The organism is Streptomyces candidus, from assembly GCF_014207445.1.
GTDB classification, from domain to species: domain Bacteria; phylum Actinomycetota; class Actinomycetes; order Streptomycetales; family Streptomycetaceae; genus Streptomyces; species Streptomyces candidus.
The window spans coordinates 44,872-63,341 of the sequence record NZ_JACHEM010000003.1 but is presented as its reverse complement, the minus strand read 5'-3'; the positions used below and the strand labels follow the sequence as shown (position 1 = coordinate 63,341).

Annotated in this window: 17 protein-coding genes and 1 pseudogene; 6 read left to right on the top strand and 12 right to left on the bottom strand. The window is 70.4% G+C overall.

Features of this window, described 5'->3' with window-relative positions:
* Positions 1–422: 422 nt before the first annotated feature.
* The 3 genes from HNQ79_RS06205 (at position 423) to HNQ79_RS06195 (ending at position 3,462) form a co-directional block, all read left to right on the top strand.
* Positions 423–1,670, top strand: a complete 1,248-nt coding sequence (locus tag HNQ79_RS06205) for a cytochrome P450 (protein WP_185027841.1) — start codon at positions 423–425, stop codon at positions 1,668–1,670.
* A 78-nt stretch (positions 1,671–1,748) separates the two neighbouring features.
* Positions 1,749–1,961: a ferredoxin gene (locus tag HNQ79_RS06200; protein ID WP_185028700.1), complete on the top strand. Its 213-nt coding sequence runs from the start codon at positions 1,749–1,751 to the stop codon at positions 1,959–1,961.
* Positions 1,962–2,109: 148 nt separating this feature from the next.
* A complete protein-coding gene (locus HNQ79_RS06195) occupies positions 2,110–3,462 on the top strand; it encodes a 3-oxoacyl-ACP reductase (protein WP_185027839.1) in 1,353 nt (450 codons plus the stop codon).
* A gap of 117 nt (positions 3,463–3,579) precedes the next feature.
* On the opposite strand, the pseudogene HNQ79_RS06190 reads toward HNQ79_RS06195, so the two are convergent.
* From HNQ79_RS06190 to HNQ79_RS06160, 7 genes and pseudogenes are all read right to left on the bottom strand, one after another.
* Positions 3,580–4,199 (bottom strand): annotated as a pseudogene (locus HNQ79_RS06190) (TetR/AcrR family transcriptional regulator).
* A 424-nt stretch (positions 4,200–4,623) separates the two neighbouring features.
* Complete coding sequence (locus HNQ79_RS06185; RefSeq protein ID WP_185027837.1) at positions 4,624–5,997, bottom strand: dicarboxylate/amino acid:cation symporter; 1,374 nt, start codon at positions 5,995–5,997, stop codon at positions 4,624–4,626.
* A gap of 364 nt (positions 5,998–6,361) precedes the next feature.
* Positions 6,362–6,613, bottom strand: coding sequence for a DUF4229 domain-containing protein (locus HNQ79_RS06180; RefSeq protein WP_185028698.1), 252 nt, complete (start codon positions 6,611–6,613; stop codon positions 6,362–6,364).
* Positions 6,614–6,793: 180 nt separating this feature from the next.
* Positions 6,794–7,327, bottom strand: coding sequence for a GNAT family N-acetyltransferase (locus tag HNQ79_RS06175; protein WP_185027834.1), 534 nt, complete (start codon positions 7,325–7,327; stop codon positions 6,794–6,796).
* A 115-nt stretch (positions 7,328–7,442) separates the two neighbouring features.
* The gene (mqnE, locus tag HNQ79_RS06170; RefSeq protein ID WP_185027832.1) at positions 7,443–8,606 is read right to left on the bottom strand and encodes an aminofutalosine synthase MqnE; all 1,164 of its coding nucleotides are present in this window, start codon (positions 8,604–8,606) and stop codon (positions 7,443–7,445) included.
* 52 nt (positions 8,607–8,658) lie between these two features.
* Positions 8,659–9,114 (bottom strand): Lrp/AsnC family transcriptional regulator, encoded by a 456-nt coding sequence (locus HNQ79_RS06165; RefSeq protein WP_185027830.1) that lies wholly within the window; start codon positions 9,112–9,114, stop codon positions 8,659–8,661.
* 118 nt (positions 9,115–9,232) lie between these two features.
* A complete protein-coding gene (locus HNQ79_RS06160) occupies positions 9,233–9,928 on the bottom strand; it encodes a UbiX family flavin prenyltransferase (RefSeq protein WP_185027828.1) in 696 nt (231 codons plus the stop codon).
* Between the two features lie 175 nt (positions 9,929–10,103).
* Between HNQ79_RS06160 and HNQ79_RS06155 the strand changes: the two genes are divergently transcribed.
* Positions 10,104–10,703: a rhomboid family intramembrane serine protease gene (locus HNQ79_RS06155; protein ID WP_185027826.1), complete on the top strand. Its 600-nt coding sequence runs from the start codon at positions 10,104–10,106 to the stop codon at positions 10,701–10,703.
* Positions 10,704–10,797: 94 nt separating this feature from the next.
* On the opposite strand, the gene mqnP is transcribed toward HNQ79_RS06155, so the two are convergent.
* Positions 10,798–11,712 carry a menaquinone biosynthesis prenyltransferase MqnP gene (mqnP, locus tag HNQ79_RS06150; protein WP_229923352.1) on the bottom strand — a complete coding sequence of 305 codons (915 nt, stop codon included), beginning with the start codon at positions 11,710–11,712 and terminating at the stop codon, positions 10,798–10,800.
* A complete protein-coding gene (locus HNQ79_RS06145) occupies positions 11,709–13,160 on the bottom strand; it encodes a menaquinone biosynthesis decarboxylase (protein WP_185027824.1) in 1,452 nt (483 codons plus the stop codon). The genes mqnP and HNQ79_RS06145 overlap by 4 nt, the downstream gene beginning before the upstream one ends.
* An 88-nt stretch (positions 13,161–13,248) precedes the next feature.
* Between HNQ79_RS06145 and HNQ79_RS06140 the strand changes: the two genes are divergently transcribed.
* Positions 13,249–13,731 (top strand): PLD nuclease N-terminal domain-containing protein, encoded by a 483-nt coding sequence (locus tag HNQ79_RS06140; protein ID WP_185027822.1) that lies wholly within the window; start codon positions 13,249–13,251, stop codon positions 13,729–13,731.
* A 169-nt stretch (positions 13,732–13,900) separates the two neighbouring features.
* Positions 13,901–14,506 carry a DUF4291 domain-containing protein gene (locus HNQ79_RS06135; RefSeq protein WP_185027820.1) on the top strand — a complete coding sequence of 202 codons (606 nt, stop codon included), beginning with the start codon at positions 13,901–13,903 and terminating at the stop codon, positions 14,504–14,506.
* A gap of 347 nt (positions 14,507–14,853) precedes the next feature.
* On the opposite strand, the gene ccsB is transcribed toward HNQ79_RS06135, so the two are convergent.
* The 3 genes from ccsB to HNQ79_RS06120 are packed head-to-tail and all read right to left on the bottom strand — an operon-like array spanning position 14,854 to position 18,466.
* Complete coding sequence (gene ccsB, locus HNQ79_RS06130) at positions 14,854–16,002, bottom strand: c-type cytochrome biogenesis protein CcsB (protein WP_185027818.1); 1,149 nt, start codon at positions 16,000–16,002, stop codon at positions 14,854–14,856.
* Positions 15,999–17,696, bottom strand: coding sequence for a cytochrome c biogenesis protein ResB (resB, locus tag HNQ79_RS06125; RefSeq protein ID WP_185027816.1), 1,698 nt, complete (start codon positions 17,694–17,696; stop codon positions 15,999–16,001). Before resB ends, ccsB begins: the two co-directional genes overlap by 4 nt.
* A gap of 5 nt (positions 17,697–17,701) precedes the next feature.
* Positions 17,702–18,466 carry a cytochrome c biogenesis CcdA family protein gene (locus HNQ79_RS06120; protein WP_185027814.1) on the bottom strand — a complete coding sequence of 255 codons (765 nt, stop codon included), beginning with the start codon at positions 18,464–18,466 and terminating at the stop codon, positions 17,702–17,704.
* Positions 18,467–18,470 lie beyond the last annotated feature (4 nt).

Sequence of the window (18,470 nt, the reverse complement as noted above, 5' to 3'; positions counted from 1 at the left end):
GTACGGGTAACCGCTCGGGCCCGCGGTGGCGTCACATGGGTTCGCCCATCGACGTCCGCCATTCCGGCCGCGGATCCGCGCCCACGCCCGTCCAGTACTCCCGGCCGCGCACGATCCGCCCTCCTCGACCGTCCAGAACGAGGCCGCGCGGAACAGGCCCAACTCCTGGTGCGGCACCTCGACCTCGGAGACCACCTCGTTGCCCTCGGCGACAACGGGACCCGATCGCGCGGTACGACGGCGGAGTGCCGGTGAAAGCCGGAGTGGCCGGGACGTACGGACCTGTCGAGACGGTCCTCGTCACCTGGCCGGCCCACCCGTCGTCGGCCCTTTGGCCGAACATCGCGTAGACCGACTGGGAGCCCCGGGCATCTAGTGGGGAGTGATCGGTAGAGGTCCTCCGCTTCCCTGTGAGGTTGTCCGTGACTGAGTCACCCGTGACCGAGACGTTCGAGACCGAGACCCCCGTCGCCAGGTCGCCCCTGTCCGGGTCGCCCGTCGTCTTTCCGCAGGACCGCGCCTGCCCGTACGCCCCGCCGCCCGGGTACGAGCCGCTGCGCGCGTCGGGGCGGCCCGTCAGCCGGGTGGAGATCTACGACGGGAGCGAGGTGTGGATGGTGAGCGGGCTCGCGGAGGCGCGGGCGCTCCTCGCCGACCAGCGGCTCTCGTCGGACCGCTCGCGGCCGGAGTTCCCGGTGTTCCAGCGGCGGCTGGAGAAGGTGGAGCGAAGGCGGGTGGAGCTGTTGGGCGTCGACGACCCCGAACACAACGTACAGCGCCGGAAGTTGATCCCCGGGTTCACGCTGAAGCGGACCGCGGCGCTGCGGCCCGCGATCCAGGAGACCGTGGACCGGCTGCTGGACGAGATGGTGGAGCGTGGCGCCCCGGCCGACCTGGTGAGCGCGTTCGCGTTGCCGGTGCCCTCGATGGTCATCTGTGCGCTGCTCGGGGTCCCGTACGCGGACCACGACTTCTTCGAGGAGCAGTCGCGAAAACTGCTGCGGGGACCCGAGCAGGAGGACGTGGAGACGGCACGGGACGCCCTGGACGCATACATCGGCGATTTGGTGGAGCGGAAACAAGCCGGAGCGCAAGGGCTGCCCGTCGGACTGCTGGACGACATGATCGACGTCTTCGAGGACCGCGAGGAACTGGTCAACCTCGCGGAGATCCTGCTCATCGCGGGGCACGAGACGACCGCGAACATGATCGCGCTGGGAACGTTCACGCTGCTGGAGCACCCGGAGCAGCTGGCCCGGTTCCGGGCGGCGGACGACGCGGGCGTGGTGGCGGCCTGCGAGGAGCTGCTGCGGTACCTGTCGATCGCGGACGGGATGGCGCGGCTGGCCACGGAGGACATCGAGATCGCCGGGGTGACGATCCGGGCCGGGGAGACGGTGGTGCTCGCGACGTCGCTGATCAACCGCGATCCGGCGACGTTCGAGGCGCCGGACGCGCTCGATGTGGAGCGCCGGGAACGGCACTTGGCGTTCGGGTTCGGAATTCATCAGTGCCTGGGGCAGAACCTGGCGCGCGCGGAGATGGAGATCGCGCTCGGGACGCTGTTCCGGCGGCTGCCTGGGCTGCGGCTGGCCGTACCGGCGGCGGAGGTTCCGCACAAGCCGGGCGACACGATCCAGGGGCTGTTCGAGCTGCCGGTGACGTGGTGAGGGGTGGAAGACGTGCAGGAGGGCCTACGGGAGGACGTACGTGATGCCGTACGGGCCGGACAGGTGAGCGGGAGCGGGATGGACATCGGGATCAATAAGGACGTCTGCATCGGGGCGGGCCAGTGCGCGCTGCTCGCGCCACGGGTCTTCACCCAGGACGACGAGGGGCTGTCGGAGCTGGCGGAGGACTGGGAGCAAGCGGCGGCGGGACCCGGCGCGCCGGTACGGGAGGCGGCGCGGGCCTGCCCGGTGGGCGCGATCAGCGTGACGGACGTGCGGTCCGCGTCCTAGGTTTCCGAGCCGCGCCGCCCTCCCTCGTACGGTTTGCCGCCGAAACGGACCGCCGTCGGCCGGTCGGTCCAGCCCGGTCGGGGTACACGGCTCACAGGAACGCCCGCTCGGGCGTGTGTGCGGGTCGTACGAATGGGGAGTCTGGGCAATGGCTGCTGATCGCTATCGGCGTCTCGCGGGTACGGCCCCCGGCCGGTTCCTGACCCGGCGGCTCGGGCTGCCGCAGCCGGAGGAGCTGGTGCGGTGGACACCGGAACAACCGCTGCTGGACGGGAAGTTGCTGGTCCTGTCAGCGGGCGGTGCGAGGCGCACGTCGGCGCTCTGCGCACTGCTCGCCCGTACCGGAATGGACGTCGTGCGCTCGGAGGCGCGCGACCCGGCGGTCGTCGTGCTGGACGCCTTTGGCGTGGCGACGGTGGAGGACCTCGCGACGGTGCACGCCGCGCTGCATCCGGTCGTGGGGTCGGTGCGGGCGAGCGGGCGGGTGGTGGTGATCGGCGCGACCCCGTCCGACGGCGACCCCGAACAGGCCGCGGTGCAGGTCGCGCTGGAGGGGTTCGTACGGTCGCTGGCGAAGGAGCTGGGTCGGGGACGGACGGCACAGTTGGTGCGACTGGCCGCGGGCGGTCCCGGAGCGGGGGGTCCCGCGGGAGACCCGGCCGTCGCCGCGGCGGAGTCGACGCTGCGCTTCCTGATCTCGCCGAAGTCGGCCTACGTGAACGGACAGGTCGTACAACTCAGCCCGGTTGAGGGTGGAGTGGCGGTTGACGACTGGGAGAGGCCGCTGGCCGGGCGTACCGCCCTGGTGACCGGGGCGGCCCGGGGCATCGGCGCCGCCGTCGCCACCGCACTGGCGCGGGACGGTGCGCAGGTCGTGTGCGTGGACGTGCCGCAGGCGGCGGAGGAGCTGGAACGGACGGCCGTACGGGTCGGTGGGACGGCCCTCGCCCTGGACGTCACCACTCCGGAAGCCGCCGACCGCATGGCGGAGGCCGGACCGCTCGACGTCCTCGTCCACCACGCGGGTCTCACCCGGAACCGGCGGCTGGCCGACATGTCGGAGACGGCGTGGAGTGCGGTGCTCGACGTCAACCTGGGGGCGGTCGTGCGGACCACCCGGGCATTGGTGAAGTCCGGGACCCTGGGGGCCGGTTCGCGCATCATCGCCACCTCCGCCGTCGCCGGGCTCGCGGGCAGCGCGGGGCAGACGAACTACGCCACGGGCAAGGCGGGCGTGGCGGGCCTCGTACGGGCACTGGCGCCGGGGCTCGGCTCGTACGGCATCACGGTCAACGCGATCGCACCCGGCTCCATCACGACACGGACCACGACGGCATCCCCGCGCCTCGTGCGCGAGGCCGGCCGCCGGATGAACTCCCTCGCTCAGTCCGGCTGCCCGGAGGACGTCGCCGAGACGGCGGCCTGGCTCGCTCACCCTGCTTCGGCGGCGGTCAACGGGCAGGTGGTGCGGGTGTGCGGACAGAGCATGCCGGGGGCGTGAGGCGAACGGCGGAACTCGGGCGCTACGTGGGGCGGCACCGCCGTGCGAGGGGGCTACGGCGTGCGGCGCCGCCGTGCGTGGGGGCCGGCAGGAACGGACTCGGCGTTCCCCGGGCGGTTATGGGGGTGGGGGTGGCGTCCAGGGGTTGTCGCGGAGGAGGTTTTGCAGGCCCGCCCAGGCGAAGTTCATCAGCGTCGACGCGGCTACCCGCGCGGTGACTCCTGGCGTCGCGTTCGCCCAGTCGGCGAGGGATTCGGCCGCGCCCACCAGCGCCTGCGCCAGGCCCGTCACCTCCGCGTCGGGCAGGAGGGGATCGCGGCGTGCCTCGCGGGCCGCGTCGTCAGGTGCGTCACGAACGCCGCCATGTCCTCACGCATCGCGGTGACCTCGGTGGCGAAGGGCTCCCCGTGCGTGCGGGCCCGGCGGTGCAGCACGGCCCAGCCGTCCGGATTCTCGGCGGTGTGCGTGAAGAAGGCGGTCAGCCCGTCCCACAACTGCCGGTCCGCGGGCAGCCCCGGCTCGATGCCCGCCCGCACGGCCGCCACCAGTGCGCCCGCCTCACGCCGAATGCACGCCGTGAAGAGTTCGTCCTTGGAGTTCAGGTACAGATAGACGAGCGGTTTCGACACCCCGGCCAGCTCCGCGATCTGGTCCATCGAAGCGGCCCGGTATCCGAGCCTGGCGAAACTCTGCACGGCCGCGTCCAGCATCTGCTGCTCCCGCGCCGCCCGCGGCATCCGTCGAACCTTGCCGCCGCCTCCCGGTCCTCGCCCCAACCGTTCCGTCTGCCCCACTTGTCCCCCCTGCCCCAACCGCCCACGTGGTCACCGGCAAGGGTACGGGCCCCACTGGGACGGCAGGGTGGGTCCGGACCACATCCGTGCCCGAAAACCCCGAGCGGGGCGCGAGGTGCGCCGTATGCACCTATCGGCCAGAAAGCGCTGGTCGGGTGAGGGCCCCTGGCTTCGCTCGCCGGGATCGGCACGAGTGACCACCCCACATGCCCGGACGGTGCGGAGGTCGTACGGAATTTCCGTACCGGACCAGCTTGTGCGGTGCCTCCCGCGCACCCCGAGGACAGGCGAAAGCCCCCCACCGGCGTGCGGTGGGGGGCTTTCGCCCAGTACTTCTCTCAGTGCTGCCGGATGATCGTCGGGCCGGTCATGCGGTGACCGGCACGCGCTCCTCGGACTTCTCGGACTTTTGCAGCTCGGCGGGCTCGTAGTCGTCGACCGGGGACGCCGACGCCGAGTTGAACATGTCGTGGTCGAGGATCTTCTCGCGGGCCGCGACGATCACCGGGACGGCTGCCTGGCCTGCGACGTTCGTCGCCGTGCGCATCATGTCGAGGATCGGGTCGATCGCCATTAGGAGACCGACGCCCTCCAGCGGCAGGCCCAGAGTGGAGAGGGTCAGGGTCAGCATGACCGTCGCGCCGGTGAGGCCCGCGGTGGCCGCGGAGCCGATGACCGAGACGAAGACGATGAGCAGGTACTCCTTGATGCCCAGCTGCACGTCGAAGATCTGCGCGATGAAGATCGCGGCCAACGCCGGGTAGATCGCGGCGCAGCCGTCCATCTTGGTGGTCGCGCCGAACGGGACGGCGAAGGAGGCGTACTCCTTCGGAACACCCAGGCGCTCGGTGACCCGCTGGGTGACCGGCATGGTGCCGACCGAGGAGCGGGAGACGAAGGCCAGCTGGATGGCCGGCCAGGCGCCCTTGAAGAACTGCAGCGGGCTGACCTTGGCGACCGTGGCCAGGAGCAGCGGGTAGACGCCGAAGAGGACGAGGGCGCAACCGATGTAGATGTCCGCGGTGAAGGTCGCGTACGGGCCGAGCAGGTCCCAGCCGTACTGCGAGACCGCCTTGCCGATGAGGCCGACGGTGCCGAGCGGGGCCAGCAGGATGACCCACCACAGGGCCTTCTGGAGAAGCTCCAGGACCGAGGTGGAGAGGGTGAGGATCGGCTTGGCCTTCTCGCCGAGAGCGAGGGCCGCGACGCCTGCCACCACTGCCATGAAGACGATCTGGAGGACTTCCAGGTCCTGGAACGGCGTGATGATGTCCGTCGGGATGATCCCGGTGAGGAAGTCGATCCAGGAGCCCGCGTCCTCGGGCTTCTTGCCGTCCGCCTTGGTGAGGCCGGTGCCCGCGCCCGGGTTCGTGACCAGACCGATCACCAGGCCGATGGCCACCGCGATCAGCGACGTGATCATGAACCAGAGGAGCGTGCGGCTCGCCAGTCGGGCTGCGTTGTTGACCTGGCGGAGGTTGGTGATCGATACCAGGATCGCGAAGAAGACCAGCGGGGCGACTGCCAGCTTCAGCAGGCCGACGAAGGTCTTGCCGATGGTGTCCAGGGTCGTGCTGAGCGAGGCGATGTCGTACTGCCGGGCCAGCCAGCCGAGCAGGACGCCGAGGGCCAGGCCCAGCAGGACCTGGACTCCGAACGGGATCCTGGATATGGGGTTCTTCTTCTTGGGCTTCGCAGGCTGCTCAGCCTGGTCGGCCTGCTGCGCGGGGGACGCGGACACGGACACACTCCGGTGAAGGAAGCTGCGGGGACAGCAGGGGGAGGGGGGAGAAAAGGTCGCGCTGAACTTCGAGAATTCGAGAGTTCGAGTCTTCAGGCGGAGCGGCGACAGGCGGCCGAGACCCGGCGGCAGAGATCGACATGCAGGCGCGCCACGAGCGGAACGCTCTTGAGGTTGCGGGGCGCGGCGGATGTCGTCATGCGGAACACGTTAACACTCGCACTTTGAGAACATCAAAGGTCTTCTTTGGGGGGAAAGTGGTCGGATGTGGCGCAGGTGCGGTGAAAAACGGGCGGCGCCCCGGGAGTTGAGCCAGTGGCTCGTTCCCGGGGCGCCGAGGCGTGTGACGCAGCTTACGGACCGCTTACGCGAGGTCCTCCTGCCGGCGGTTGGCCTCCATGCGGGCCTTGGTCTCGTCGACCTTCTCCACGATGCGCACGGACATCGCGTCGCGCTGCTTGCGGAGCAGGACGAAACTGAGCGGCGCGGAGACGACGATCGCGAGCAGCATCACCCACATCACGTTCGAGACGCCGCCGAGGCCGGAGGGCAGGACGCGCAGGCTGACCAGAATCCAGATCGCGCCGAAGCAGGCGGCGAAGACGCCCAGGCGCATCGCGGTGTAGCGGATCGTCGCGTGCTTGGTGCTCACGTCATGGGTGCTCACGGCGGGACCTTCTTCTCAGCAGCGGCCAAACGGGCTCCACCCAGTACAGCACAGGGACCCGGCGCACCTGCCGGGCCCCTGCGGTTCCGGGCCGCTCCCCGCGGGGTGCCGACGTGGGGCGGCGGTGTCTCAGGTGAGCGACAGGAGCATGATCACGTCGTCCCGGTCGTCGCCCGGGGCGACCCGGATCGCGCCCGGTACGCGACCGACCTCCTTGTAGCCGCAGGTCGCGTAGAAGGTGTCCGCGCCGATGCCGCCCCGGCAGGTCAGCCGGATCGCCTCGATGCCGGGCATCGTGCGGGCGGCGTCGGCGGCGGCCGACAGCAGGGCGCGGCCGTGCCCCTTGCCCTGGTGCCTGGGGTGGACCATCACGGTGTAGAGCCAGAGCCAGTGGGTCATCAGCCGGTGGGTGTTGCGGGTGAGGTACGCGGTGGCGGCGACGGCGCCGTCCTCGTCGTACCCGACGAGCAGCCGGGTGCGGCCCTCGGCCATGGCGACGAAGTGGTGGACCAGCTCGGTCCGTATCTGCTCGGGATCGGCCGGCGGGACGAACCCGACGGCGCCGCCCGCGTCGGTGACGTCCGCCCAGAGGGCGATCAGACCGTCCCGGAGGGCGGCGTCCACGGGCGGGTCGAGAACGAAGCGGAGTGGTGCGTTGTCCATGGGCGGCACGCTAGCCGGAACGCGAGGAGCCCCGGCCCGGAGGGTGCTCCTCCGGGCCGGGGCTCTCGTGCGTACGGACGACGGCCGGGGCTCTCGCGCGTACGCGAGGTGGGGGTCAGACGCGCATCGCCTGCGGGGTCTCGCGGCGGGCGGCGTCCGGGCCTTCGTACTCCTTGATGATCTCGTAGCGCGTGTTGCGCTCGACGGGGCGGAAACCGGCGTCGCGGATCAGTTCCAGGAGGTCGTCGCGGCCGAGCTTGTTCGGGGTGCCGTAGTCGTCCGCGTCGTGCGTGATCTTGTACTCGACGACCGAGCCGTCCATGTCGTCCGCGCCGTGCTGGAGGGCGAGCTGGGCGGTCTGCACGCCGTGCATCACCCAGAAGACCTTGACGTGCGGGACGTTGTCGAACAGGAGGCGGGAGACGGCGAAGGTCTTCAGGGCCTCGGCTCCGGTGGCCATGGTGGTGCGGGCCTGGAGCTTGTTGCGGACCTTGCCGTCCTTCATGTCGACGAAGTCGTGCTGGTAGCGCAGCGGGATGAAGACCTGGAAGCCGCCGGTCTCGTCCTGCATCTCGCGCAGCCGCAGCACGTGGTCGACGCGGTGGCGGGGCTCCTCGATGTGGCCGTACAGCATCGTGGCCGGGGTCTTGAGGCCCTTCTCGTGGGCGAGGCGGTGGATGCGCGACCAGTCCTCCCAGTGGGTGTTGTGGTCGACGATGTGCTGCCTCACCTCCCAGTCGAAGATCTCGGCGCCGCCGCCGGTGAGGGACTCCAGGCCCGCCTCGATCAGCTCGTCGAGGATCTCGGAGGCGGTGAGGCCGGAGATCGTCTCGAAGTGGTGGATCTCGGTGGCCGTGAACGCCTTGAGGGAGACCTGCGGGAGGGCTTCCTTCAGGGCGGAGAGGGAGCGCGGGTAGTAGCGCCACGGGAGCGTCGGGTGCAGGCCGTTGACGATGTGGAGTTCGGTGAGGTTCTCGTTCTCCATCGCCTTGGCCAGGCGGACGGCCTCCTCGATGCGCATCGTGTACGCGTCCTTCTCGCCCGGCTTGCGCTGGAACGAGCAGTACGCGCAGGACGCGGTGCACACGTTGGTCATGTTGAGGTGGCGGTTGACGTTGAAGTGGACGACGTCACCGTTCTTGCGGGTGCGCACCTCGTGGGCGAGGCCGCCCAGCCAGGCGAGGTCGTCCGACTCGTAGAGGGCGATCCCGTCCTCGCGGGTCAGCCGCTCCCCGGCCCGGACCTTCTCCTCCAGCTCGCGCTTGAGTCCCGCGTCCATACCCGGCCGCCTCCTATGTGTGTCCGTAAATCAAGCTCACCCAACCGTACGCCTACGCCTCTTCGGGCAGTTCTCCGACCCGGTTCTCCCACTTGGTGGAGAGGACGATGGTGGTACGGGTGCGTGAGACGCCCTTGGTGCCGGACAGGCGGCGGATGGTGCGCTCCAGCCCGTCGACGTCGCCGGCGCGGATCTTGAGCATGTACGAGTCGTCGCCCGCGATGAACCAGAGGTCCTCGATCTCCTCCAGGTCCTTCAGCCGGCGGGCCACGTCCTCGTGGTCGGCTGCGTCCGAGAGCGAGATGCCGATGAGCGCGGTGACGCCGAGGCCGAGCGACTTCGCGTCGACGGTGGCGCGGTAGCCGGTGATGACGCCCGCCGCTTCGAGGCGGTTGATGCGGTCGGTGACGCTGGGGCCGGAGAGGCCCACGAGGCGCCCGAGTTCGGCGTACGAGGCCCTGCCGTTCTCCCGAAGAGCCTGGATGAGCTGCCTGTCCACGGCGTCCATATACCTGAAGCCTTCCATTGTTCAGCGATACCGCGAGCTTGTGTAGAGAAACTAAGGCACAGGGGCGCTTCCCCTGTAAATATCCAAGGCCACACGGGGGTGTGACGACGGCCATCGGCTACCGGTTACGGGAGCCTCCCCCGAGCTCCCCCTTCCACCGGCGGTACAGGTCGTGCCGCACGCCCGCCGCGTCCAGCACCCGCCCCGCGACGAAGTCCACCAGGTCCTGGATGTGCGTCGCGCCGGCGTAGAAGGCGGGCGAGGCGGGCAGCACGACGGCTCCCGCCTCGTCGAGCGTCACCAGGTGCTTGAGCGTCTGCCCGCTGAGCGGGGTCTCCCGTACCGCCATCACCAGCTTCCGGCGCTCCTTGAGCGTGACGCTCGCGGCGCGTTGCAGCAGGTCCTTCGAGAGCCCCAGGGCGACGCCGGCGACGCTCGCCGTCGAGGCCGGGACGATGAGCATGCCCTTCACGGCGTACGAACCGGACGACGGACCGGCGGCGAGATCGCCCGCGCTCCAGTGCCGTACGTCGGACAGGTCCAGGTCCTGGAAGGTGTCCGGCTTGCCGTCCGCGCCGCGCGCCAGCCAGGCCGCGAGATCCTCGCGCCAGTGGCTGTCGCGGTACGCGATGCCCGTCTCGTCGAGGATGGTCAGCCGCGACGCCCGGCTGACGACCAGGTCCACGGCCTCCCCCGCGTCGAGCAGCCCGCGCAGCACGGCGGCGGCGTACGGGGTGCCGGACGCGCCGGAGACCCCCACCATCCAGGGGGTGCGCTTGCGCGCGGTGGCTCGGTCGACGGCGGGCTCAGTCATGACCGGAGCTTATCGGGGGCCGGTTCGCGGGAACCCGGCAAGGTGCCGGGACGTTCTCAGGTGACAACAGCGCGTGACGGACCGGAGGACCGGACGGCACCCGAGGGACGGCACCGGACGGACGCTGCCGGACCGCCGGCGCGCGCCACGCGAACGACAGGGGGTGGCGGACGACATGACGTACGCACCGCACACGGCGGGGCAGCCGCGACGGGACCGGGGTGCCCGGGTGAAGGCCGCGGCCGGGGTGATGCTGGCATGGGTGGCGCTGCTCTGGGTGCTGGAGGCGGTGGACGCCGCGACCGGGGCGCTGCACACGTTCGGCCTGTCACCGCGCACGCTTCCCGAACTGCGCGACGTGCTTCCCATGGCCTTCCTCCACCACGGCTTCGACCACGTGGCGTCCAACACCGCCCCGCTGCTGATCCTCGGCTTCATAGCCGCCCTGGGCGGGCTGCGCCGGCTCGCCGCGGTCGTCCTCACCGTCATGGTGGTGGGCGGTCTCGGCGTCTGGCTCACCGCCCCCGACAACTCCCTCACCGCCGGTGCGTCCGGAGTCGTCTTCGGGTTGTTCGGCTACCTGGTGGTGCGCGGCTTCGTCGACCGGCGGCCGTGGGACGTCGTGATCGGGGTGGTCGTCGCCGCCGTCTACGGCTCGATCCTGTGGGGCGTCCTGCCGACCAACACCGCGGTGAGCTGGCAGGGCCACCTGTTCGGGCTGGTGGGCGGGGTACTGGCGGCGTTCTGGTTCAGGCGGGGGCGGGGGCCCGCCTGAACCGCGGGCCGGTCAGGACCCGGCCGGCGTGCCGGGGTCCGCGGGCAGCTTGCGCGGTGTGGAGGGCGAAGCGACCGATACAGGTCCCCACTGCCTACACGGTCAGCCCGCGCACCAGGAGGTCGATCAGGGCACACCCGAACAGGGCTATCCCGATGAAGCCGTTGACCTGGAAGAAGGCCCGGTTCAGGCGGGACAGGTCGTGCGGGCGGACGATCGTGTGCTCGTACACGAAGGCCGCGGCGACGATCAGCATGCCCACCCAGAAGAAGATCCCGGCGTCCGTACGGACCCCGTACCAGACCAGCAGGGCCGTCGTGACGACATGGCAGGCGCGGGCTCCGTGCAGCGCGGCCGGGATGCCGAAGCGGGCCGGGACGGACTTCACGCCGTGCGCCCGGTCCGCCTGGACGTCCTGCGAGCCGAAGATCAGGTCGAAGCCGCCGATCCAGACGCCGACGGCGAGGCCGAGGACGACCGCGTCCCAGGACCACTCCCCCGTGATCGCTATCCACGCGCCGACCGGGCCCATCGCCTGGGCCAGACCGAGGATGGCGTGCGGGAAGTTCGTGAACCGCTTGCCGTACGGATAGACCACCATCGGCACGATCGCGATCGGCGCCAGCATCAGGCACAGCGGGTTGAGCAGGGCCGCCGCGCCGAGGAAGAAGACCAGCGCGATCCCGGCCCCCGTCCACGCCGCCTTGACGCTGACCGCGCCCGTCACGATCTCGCGGTTCGCGGTACGCGGGTTACGGGCGTCGATCTCCCGGTCGATGATCCGGTTCGCCGCCATCGCGAACGTCCGCAGACCCACCATCGCGACGGTCACCAGGAGCAGCTTGCCCCAGTGGATGTTCTTGTCGAGCTGGAACATCGCCGTGAGCGCGGCGATGTACGCGAAGGGCAGCGCGAAGACGGAGTGCTCGATGAGGACCAGGTTGAGGAACGCCCGCACCTTGCCCGGATGCCGGGGCAGCGCGGCGGCGTCGGCCGCGTCGGCGCTCACAGCCCGTACTCCTTCCAGCGACGGTCGACCTTGGACGCCGTCGCCAGGTCCGACTCGACCATGTTCGGCCAGCCGCCGTCCCGGGTGTAGCCCTCCTCGGGGAGCTTCTTCGTGGCGTCGACACCCGCCTTGCCGCCCCAGTACTGCTGGTACGACGCGTGGTCGAGGTGGTCGACCGGGCCCTCGACGACGGTGAGGTCGCGGGAGTAGTCGACGTTGCCGAAGGCCCGCCAGGCGACCTCGTGGTAGTTCCGCACGTCGCAGTCGCTGTCGACGACCACGATCAGCTTCTCCAGGGACAGCATGTGGGCGCCCCAGATCGCCGACATCACCTTCTGGGCGTGCTTCGGGTACTTCTTGTCGATCGACACGATGATGCAGTTGTGGAAGCCGCCCGCCTCGGGGAGGTGGTAGTCCACGATGTCCGGCACGATGATCTTGAGGAGGGGCAGGAAGAAGCTCTCCGTGGCGCGGCCCAGCGGCCCGTCCTCGGTCGGCGGCCGACCGACGACGATGGACTGGAGCAGGGGACGCCTGCGCATCGTGACCGTGTCGATGGTCAGCGCGGGGAAGTCCTCCTGCGGCGTGTAGAAGCCGGTGTGGTCGCCGAAGGGGCCCTCCGGGAGCATCCTCCCCGGCTCCAGCCAGCCCTCCAGGACGACCTCGGCGTGCGCGGGCACCTGGAGCGGGACCGTCTTGCAGTCGACCATCTCCACCCGCTTGCCCTGGAGGAAACCGGCGAAGAGGTACTCGTCGATGTCGCCGGGCAGCGGGGCGGTGGAGGCGTACGTGACGGCCGGCGGCGCGCCGAAGGCGATGGCGACGGGCAGACGCTCGCCGCGCCGGGCCGCCACCTGGTAGTGGTTGCGGCTGTCCTTGTGGATCTGCCAGTGCATGCCGATGGTGCGCTTGTCGTGGCGCTGGAGGCGGTAGAGGCCGAGGTTGCGGATGCCGGACTCGGGGTCCTTGGTGTGCGTCAGCCCCAGGTTGAAGAAGGAGCCGCCGTCCTCGGGCCAGGTGAACAGCGCCGGGAGCGTGTCCAGGTCGACGTCGTCACCCGTCAGCACGACCTCCTGGACGGGGGCGTCCTTGACCTTCTTCGGCGGCACGTGGGCGACCGAGCCGAGCTTCGCGAACGCCTCGCGTACACCCACGAAGCCCTGCGGCAGCTCCGGCTTCAGCAGACCGCCGATCTGGGCGCTGATCTCGTCGTACGACTTGAGGCCGAGGGCCTTGAGCAGGCGGCGGTCGGTGCCGAAGACGTTCATGGCGAGGGGCATCGAGGACCCCTTCACCTTCTCGAACAGGAGAGCCGGGCCGCCGGCCTTGTTCACCCGGTCGACGATCTCCCCTACCTCCAGGTACGGGTCGACTTCGGCCTTGATGCGCTTGAGGTCGCCCTCGCGCTCCAGAGCACGGAGGAACGAGCGAAGATCGTCGTAAGCCATGCCGTCCAGTATCGGACACCGACTACCCTGGGGCCCTCACCGGGGCCGGTCGAACGGCCCCGACGACGTTCCCAGGGGGAAGCACTCCATGCTCAGGGCACTGATGTTCATCCTGCCGCTGGCGCTGACGATCTACGCGTTCATCGACTGCCTCAACACCCCCGAGGACGAGGTCAAGCACCTGCCGAAGGTCGCGTGGGTCTTCATCATCCTGCTGTTCTGGGTCGTCGGCCCGATCGTGTGGATCGTCGCCGGCAAGAACCGCCGGGCGGTCACGGGCGGCCGTACGCCGTCGGAGTGGCAGCGCGGCCGGCGCACCCAGTGGGTCGCGCCCGACGACAACCCGGACTTTCTGAAGTCCCTCAAGGACGAGGACAAGGACAAGGGAGCCAAGAAGGGCGAGTCCCTGTTCGAGGACTGGGAGAAGGACCTCCGTCGCCGCGAGGAGGAGCTGAAGCGAGGCGACGGGGACGGCCCGGACGGCGGGCCCGGCACGGGCACCGGCCACGACAGCGGCCCGGACACCGGCCCCGGCACCGGCTCGGAGGGCCCGAAGGACACGCCGAAGTAATGCGGGGCCCCGTCTGCCCGGCACGGGCGGCCGGGACGCTGCCCTCCCCGCCGTAGTCCTCCCGTACGTCACCGATGCGTAAGATCCGCCCGGGAGCCGCGTTCCCGGGTACCGCGCCGAGCGGATATTGCCTGGTCCTCGGGGGTGTCCCGCGGCCACACTGTGGCCCATGCCGACCCCCCACGTACCGCAGCGGCAGGTACGCGCGCTGCACACCGCGGAGACCGTCACCGTCTACCAGGCGTACCCGCCGTCCATCGGGCTGCCCGCTGCCGCGAGCGGACGGTTTCCGGCGGCGTGGAAGCGGGAGCGGATGACGTGGATCAAGCCGTCGTTCCTGTGGATGATGTACCGCTGCGGCTGGGCGACGAAGCAGGACCAGGAGGTCGTGCTCGCCGTGGAGATCCGGCGGGAGGGCTTCGACTGGGCGCTGGCGCACGCCTGCCTGGCGCACCACGAGCACGGGGTGCACGCCGATCGCGCGGCCTGGAAGCAGGCGCTGCGGGGCGCGCCCGCACGCGTCCAGTGGGACCCCGAACGGGACGTACGGCTACAGCCGTTGCCGTACCGGTCCCTGCAGCTCGGCCTGAGCGGGGAGGCCGTACGGCGGTACGCGGACGAGTGGATCGTCGGAGTCAGGGACGTCACGCCGCTCGCGCGGACCGTGGCCGAAGCCGTGGCCCAGCACGGCGCGGCGAGCGCGGAACAGCTGCTTCCGGTGGAGTCGCCGTACCCGGTGTCCGACGGCGGGCTCCGGCACCTCGGGGCGGACTAGGACGGCCCGCGGGACGCGTACTGCGCCAGGAGTTCCCGGTAGCGGGTGCCGGACCGGGCCGACCGGTCGGAGGGGTGTCCGGTGAGGGCGGAGGCCAGGTGTTCGAGGTGGTGGTGCCAGCTCGCGAGGCGGCCGTCGCGCGCGGGCGCGTCGAGGTCCCGGACCTCGTTGGTGAGGCACAGGACGGTCGCTGACGGCCCGTCGGGCTCCAGGTGGAACCGGACCGGCGTCGCGGGGTTCGGCCGTGCCGTACGGGAGCGGGGGGATCGCCGTCGTCATGGCCAACAGACTGGCCCGGTCGCGTACGGAACGCTACCGGGCCGGGCTGTCGGGGCGCGCGCGTGGGCTCACACGCCGGCGTACGAGTGCTTGCCGGTGATGAAGATGTTCACGCCGTAGTAGTTCCACAGCCAGGTCGCGAAGGCGAACAGGGCGAGGTAGGCGGCCTTGCGGCCCTTCCAGCCGGCCGTCGCGCGGGCGTGCAGGTAGCACGCGTACACGATCCAGGTGACGAACGACCAGACCTCCTTGGGGTCCCAGCCCCAGAAGCGGCCCCACGCGTCGCCCGCCCAGATGGCGCCCGCGACGATCGTGAAGGTCCACAGCGGGAAGACACCGGCGTTGATGCGGTACGAGAACTTGTCCAGCGACGCGGCGGAGGGCAGCCGGGAGACCGTGCTGTCCATGAACCGGCGGAACGGGACGCGCGCCCTGCGGACGGCCGTCACGAAAGCGTTGGCGGGCGGCAGCGACGCGAGATGCGCCTTGAGGACGTCGGCGGTCTCGCCGAGTTCGGCGCGGACCTCGTACCGGTCGCGCAGCAGATAGCCGAGGGTGCCCACACCGCCGACGTAGAAGACCGCGCCGCAGAAGATGGCGGTGGAGACGTGGATCCACAGCCAGTACGAGTCGAGCGCGGGGACGAGCTGGTCGCTGTCGGTGTAGAGCCACTTGGTGGCGACGCCCAGGTCCAGGAGGACGGTGGTGACCAGAGGCAGCCCGATCCAGCGGACGTTCATCCGGGTGAGGAGGAACACCAGGTACGCGCCGACCGCCACCGTGGAGAAGGTGATGGAGAACTCGTACATGTTGCCCCAGGGGGCACGCTGCACGGACAGGGCGCGGGTCGCGACGCCGGCCGCCGCGATCAGGAAGCCGAGGAGGGTGAGGGAGATGGCGATGCGGCCGTACAGGTCGCCCTTCTCGGTGCCGCCCGCCGCGCCCTCGCCGTCCGCCGCGTCGCGGGTGCCGGCGGCGGAGCGGGTGACGACCTGCGGCTTGTCGAGGACCGCGGTGGAGCCCTGGGAGCGCACCGTGACCGCGGGTGCGGCCGGGCGGGTCAGCGCGGCGGCGGTGCGGCCCACCCGGCTGCGGCTGCCGAAGGTCCACTCGGCGATGTGCGCGAGGAAGGCCAGGGTGTAGACGGCCATCGCGGAGTAGATCAGCACGTTGCTGGTCTCCGCCAGGGACTGGTTGGTTGCGGCTGCGAGGATCACGCGCGCGCTCCTTCGGCAGGGGGTTCGGCTGGAGGCGGCGTCGCGGAGGTCGGCGCCTGGGTGTGGAGGGTTGCGGCGAGGGAGCCGAGCTCCTCGGGGAGCCGGTGGGACTCGCTGCGGCCGAGGCCGGCCATCTCGACGAGGGTGCTGCCGTCGTCCTGGCGTACGGCACGGATCCAGACGCGACGGCGCTGGATGAACAGGGACGCGGCGAGACCGGCGATGGCGGCGACGGCGCCGGCGAGGGCCCACATGTTGCCGGGCTGCTGGGAGACCTGGAAGGTCGCCCACTCCTTGATGTCCTTCTCGAAGGTGATCGAGCCCTGGCCGCCGGGCAGGTCCATCTTCTCGCCGGGCAGCAGCATCTTGGCGTACGGGCTGCCGTCGGGGTTCTTGAACTGCTTCATCTTGCGGGTGTCGAGCTGGTACACGTTCTGCGGCAGGCCCGCGTCGACGCCGAGGCTGCCGTGGAAGGCGGTCAGGGCGAGCGCGGGGAAGTCCAGGCCGGGGTACTTGGAGAACATGCTGCCCTTGCCCGCGCCGCCGAAGGTCGGCACGAACACGGCGGTGAAGCCGAGCTGGGTCCTCTTGCCCGCCTTGTCGCGGTAGCCGTCCATCACCTTGATCGCACCGGTGGAGGTGACGTTCGCGTCGGTGGGCAGCAGGGGGGCCGGGCCCTGGAAGACGACCTTGCCCCGGGGGTCGCGGACGGTGACGACGGGGGCGTAGCCGTGGCCGATGAGGTGGACCTTGGAACCGCCGACGGTCAGCGGCGTATTGACCTCGATGACGCTCTTCTTCGGGATGCCGTCCGCGCCCTCGGAGTACGTGATGTGGGCCTCGTACACGCGGGGGGTGCCGCGCTGGGGGCCGCTGCGCTCGTACGTGCCGACGAAGTCGTCGAGGTGGAAGCTGAACGGCTCCAGGTCGTGGTCGCGGTCGAAGAGCGAACCGGACTTGAAGTCGTCGTACTGGGTGAGGGTGTTGGAGAAGCCGCCGCCCTCGGTGATCAGCTTGCCGCCCTCGGACTTGAAGAGCTGGCCGGTCGCGAAGGCGAGCAGGAGAACGATCAGCGCGATGTGGAAGATCAGGTTCCCGGCCTCGCGGAGGTACCCCTTCTCGGCGGTGACCGCGTCCCCGGCCATGTCCGCGCGGAAGCGGCGCTTCTTCATCAGGGACAGGGCGAGGGTACGGACCTCCTCCGGGGAGGTGTCCGTGCGCCAGGACGTGTACGCGGGCATCCGGGTCAGCCGGCCGGGCGCGCCCGGCGGGCGGCTGCGGAGCTGGCCGACGAACTGCCAGGTGCGGGGCACGATGCAGCCGATGAGCGAGATGAACAGCAGGATGTAGATCGCGGAGAACCACACCGAGCTGTAGACGTCGAACAGCTGCACCTTGTCGTAGAGCGGTGCGAGCGTCTCGTGCGCCTCGAAGAAGTCGGCGACCTTCGTTTCGTCGACGCTGCGCTGCGGGATCAAGGACCCGGGGATCGCGGCGAGCGACAGCATGAAGAGCAGGATCAGCGCGACCCGCATCGAGGTCAGCTGCCGCCAGAACCAGCGGGTCCAGCCGATGATCCCGAAGGCCGCGGGGGCGGGAGCCGTGTCCTCGCGGTCGTCCTTGGGGGCGGTGGAGAGATGATCTCCGGCGGCCTGCTCGTCCGTCGTCGTGGCCGGTTCTTCGGTCTTGCTCATGGAACTTAGATCCCCACCTGGAAGCTGTCGGTCCAGCCTTGCATGCTTGCCAGCGCGGTGTCCCAGAGGCCCGTGAGGAGCAGGAGACCGGTCGCGATCATCATGATCCCGCCGACGCGCATGACCCAGACGTAGTGCTTCTTGACCCAGCCGAAGGCGCCGAGCGCCTTGCGGAAGGCGACTGCGGCGACGATGAACGGGATTCCCAGGCCCAGACAGAAGACGACCATCAGGATCGTGCCGCGCATCGGGGCGGCCTGGTTGAACGACAGCGACCCGATGACGCCGAGCGTCGGGCCCATGCAGGGCGTCCAGCCGATGCCGAAGAGCAGGCCGAGGACGGGGGCCCCGGCCAGGCCGGCGACCGGCTTCCGGTGAAAGCGGAACTCACGCTGGGTCAGGAAGGGGAAGGCCCCCATGAAGAACAGGCCCATCAGCACCATCAGGACGCCGAGGACGATGTTCGTGGTGCCTTTGTAACTCTGCAGGGTGCCGCCGATGTACCCGAAGAGCGCCCCCGTCGAAACGAACACCGCGCTGAAGCCCAGGACGAAGAGCGCCGCCCCGGCTGCCATCCGGCCCCGGCGCTGGTCGGCGAGATCGGTGCCGCTGGTGCCCGTGACGTACGACAGGTAGCCGGGGACCAGCGGCAGCACGCACGGCGAGAAGAACGAGACGAGGCCCGCGAGCAGCGCGATCGGCAGGGCCAGCAGCAGCGCGCCGGACTGCACCGTCTCGGTGGTGTCGGCGGCGAGGAGGACGGCGTTCACGCGG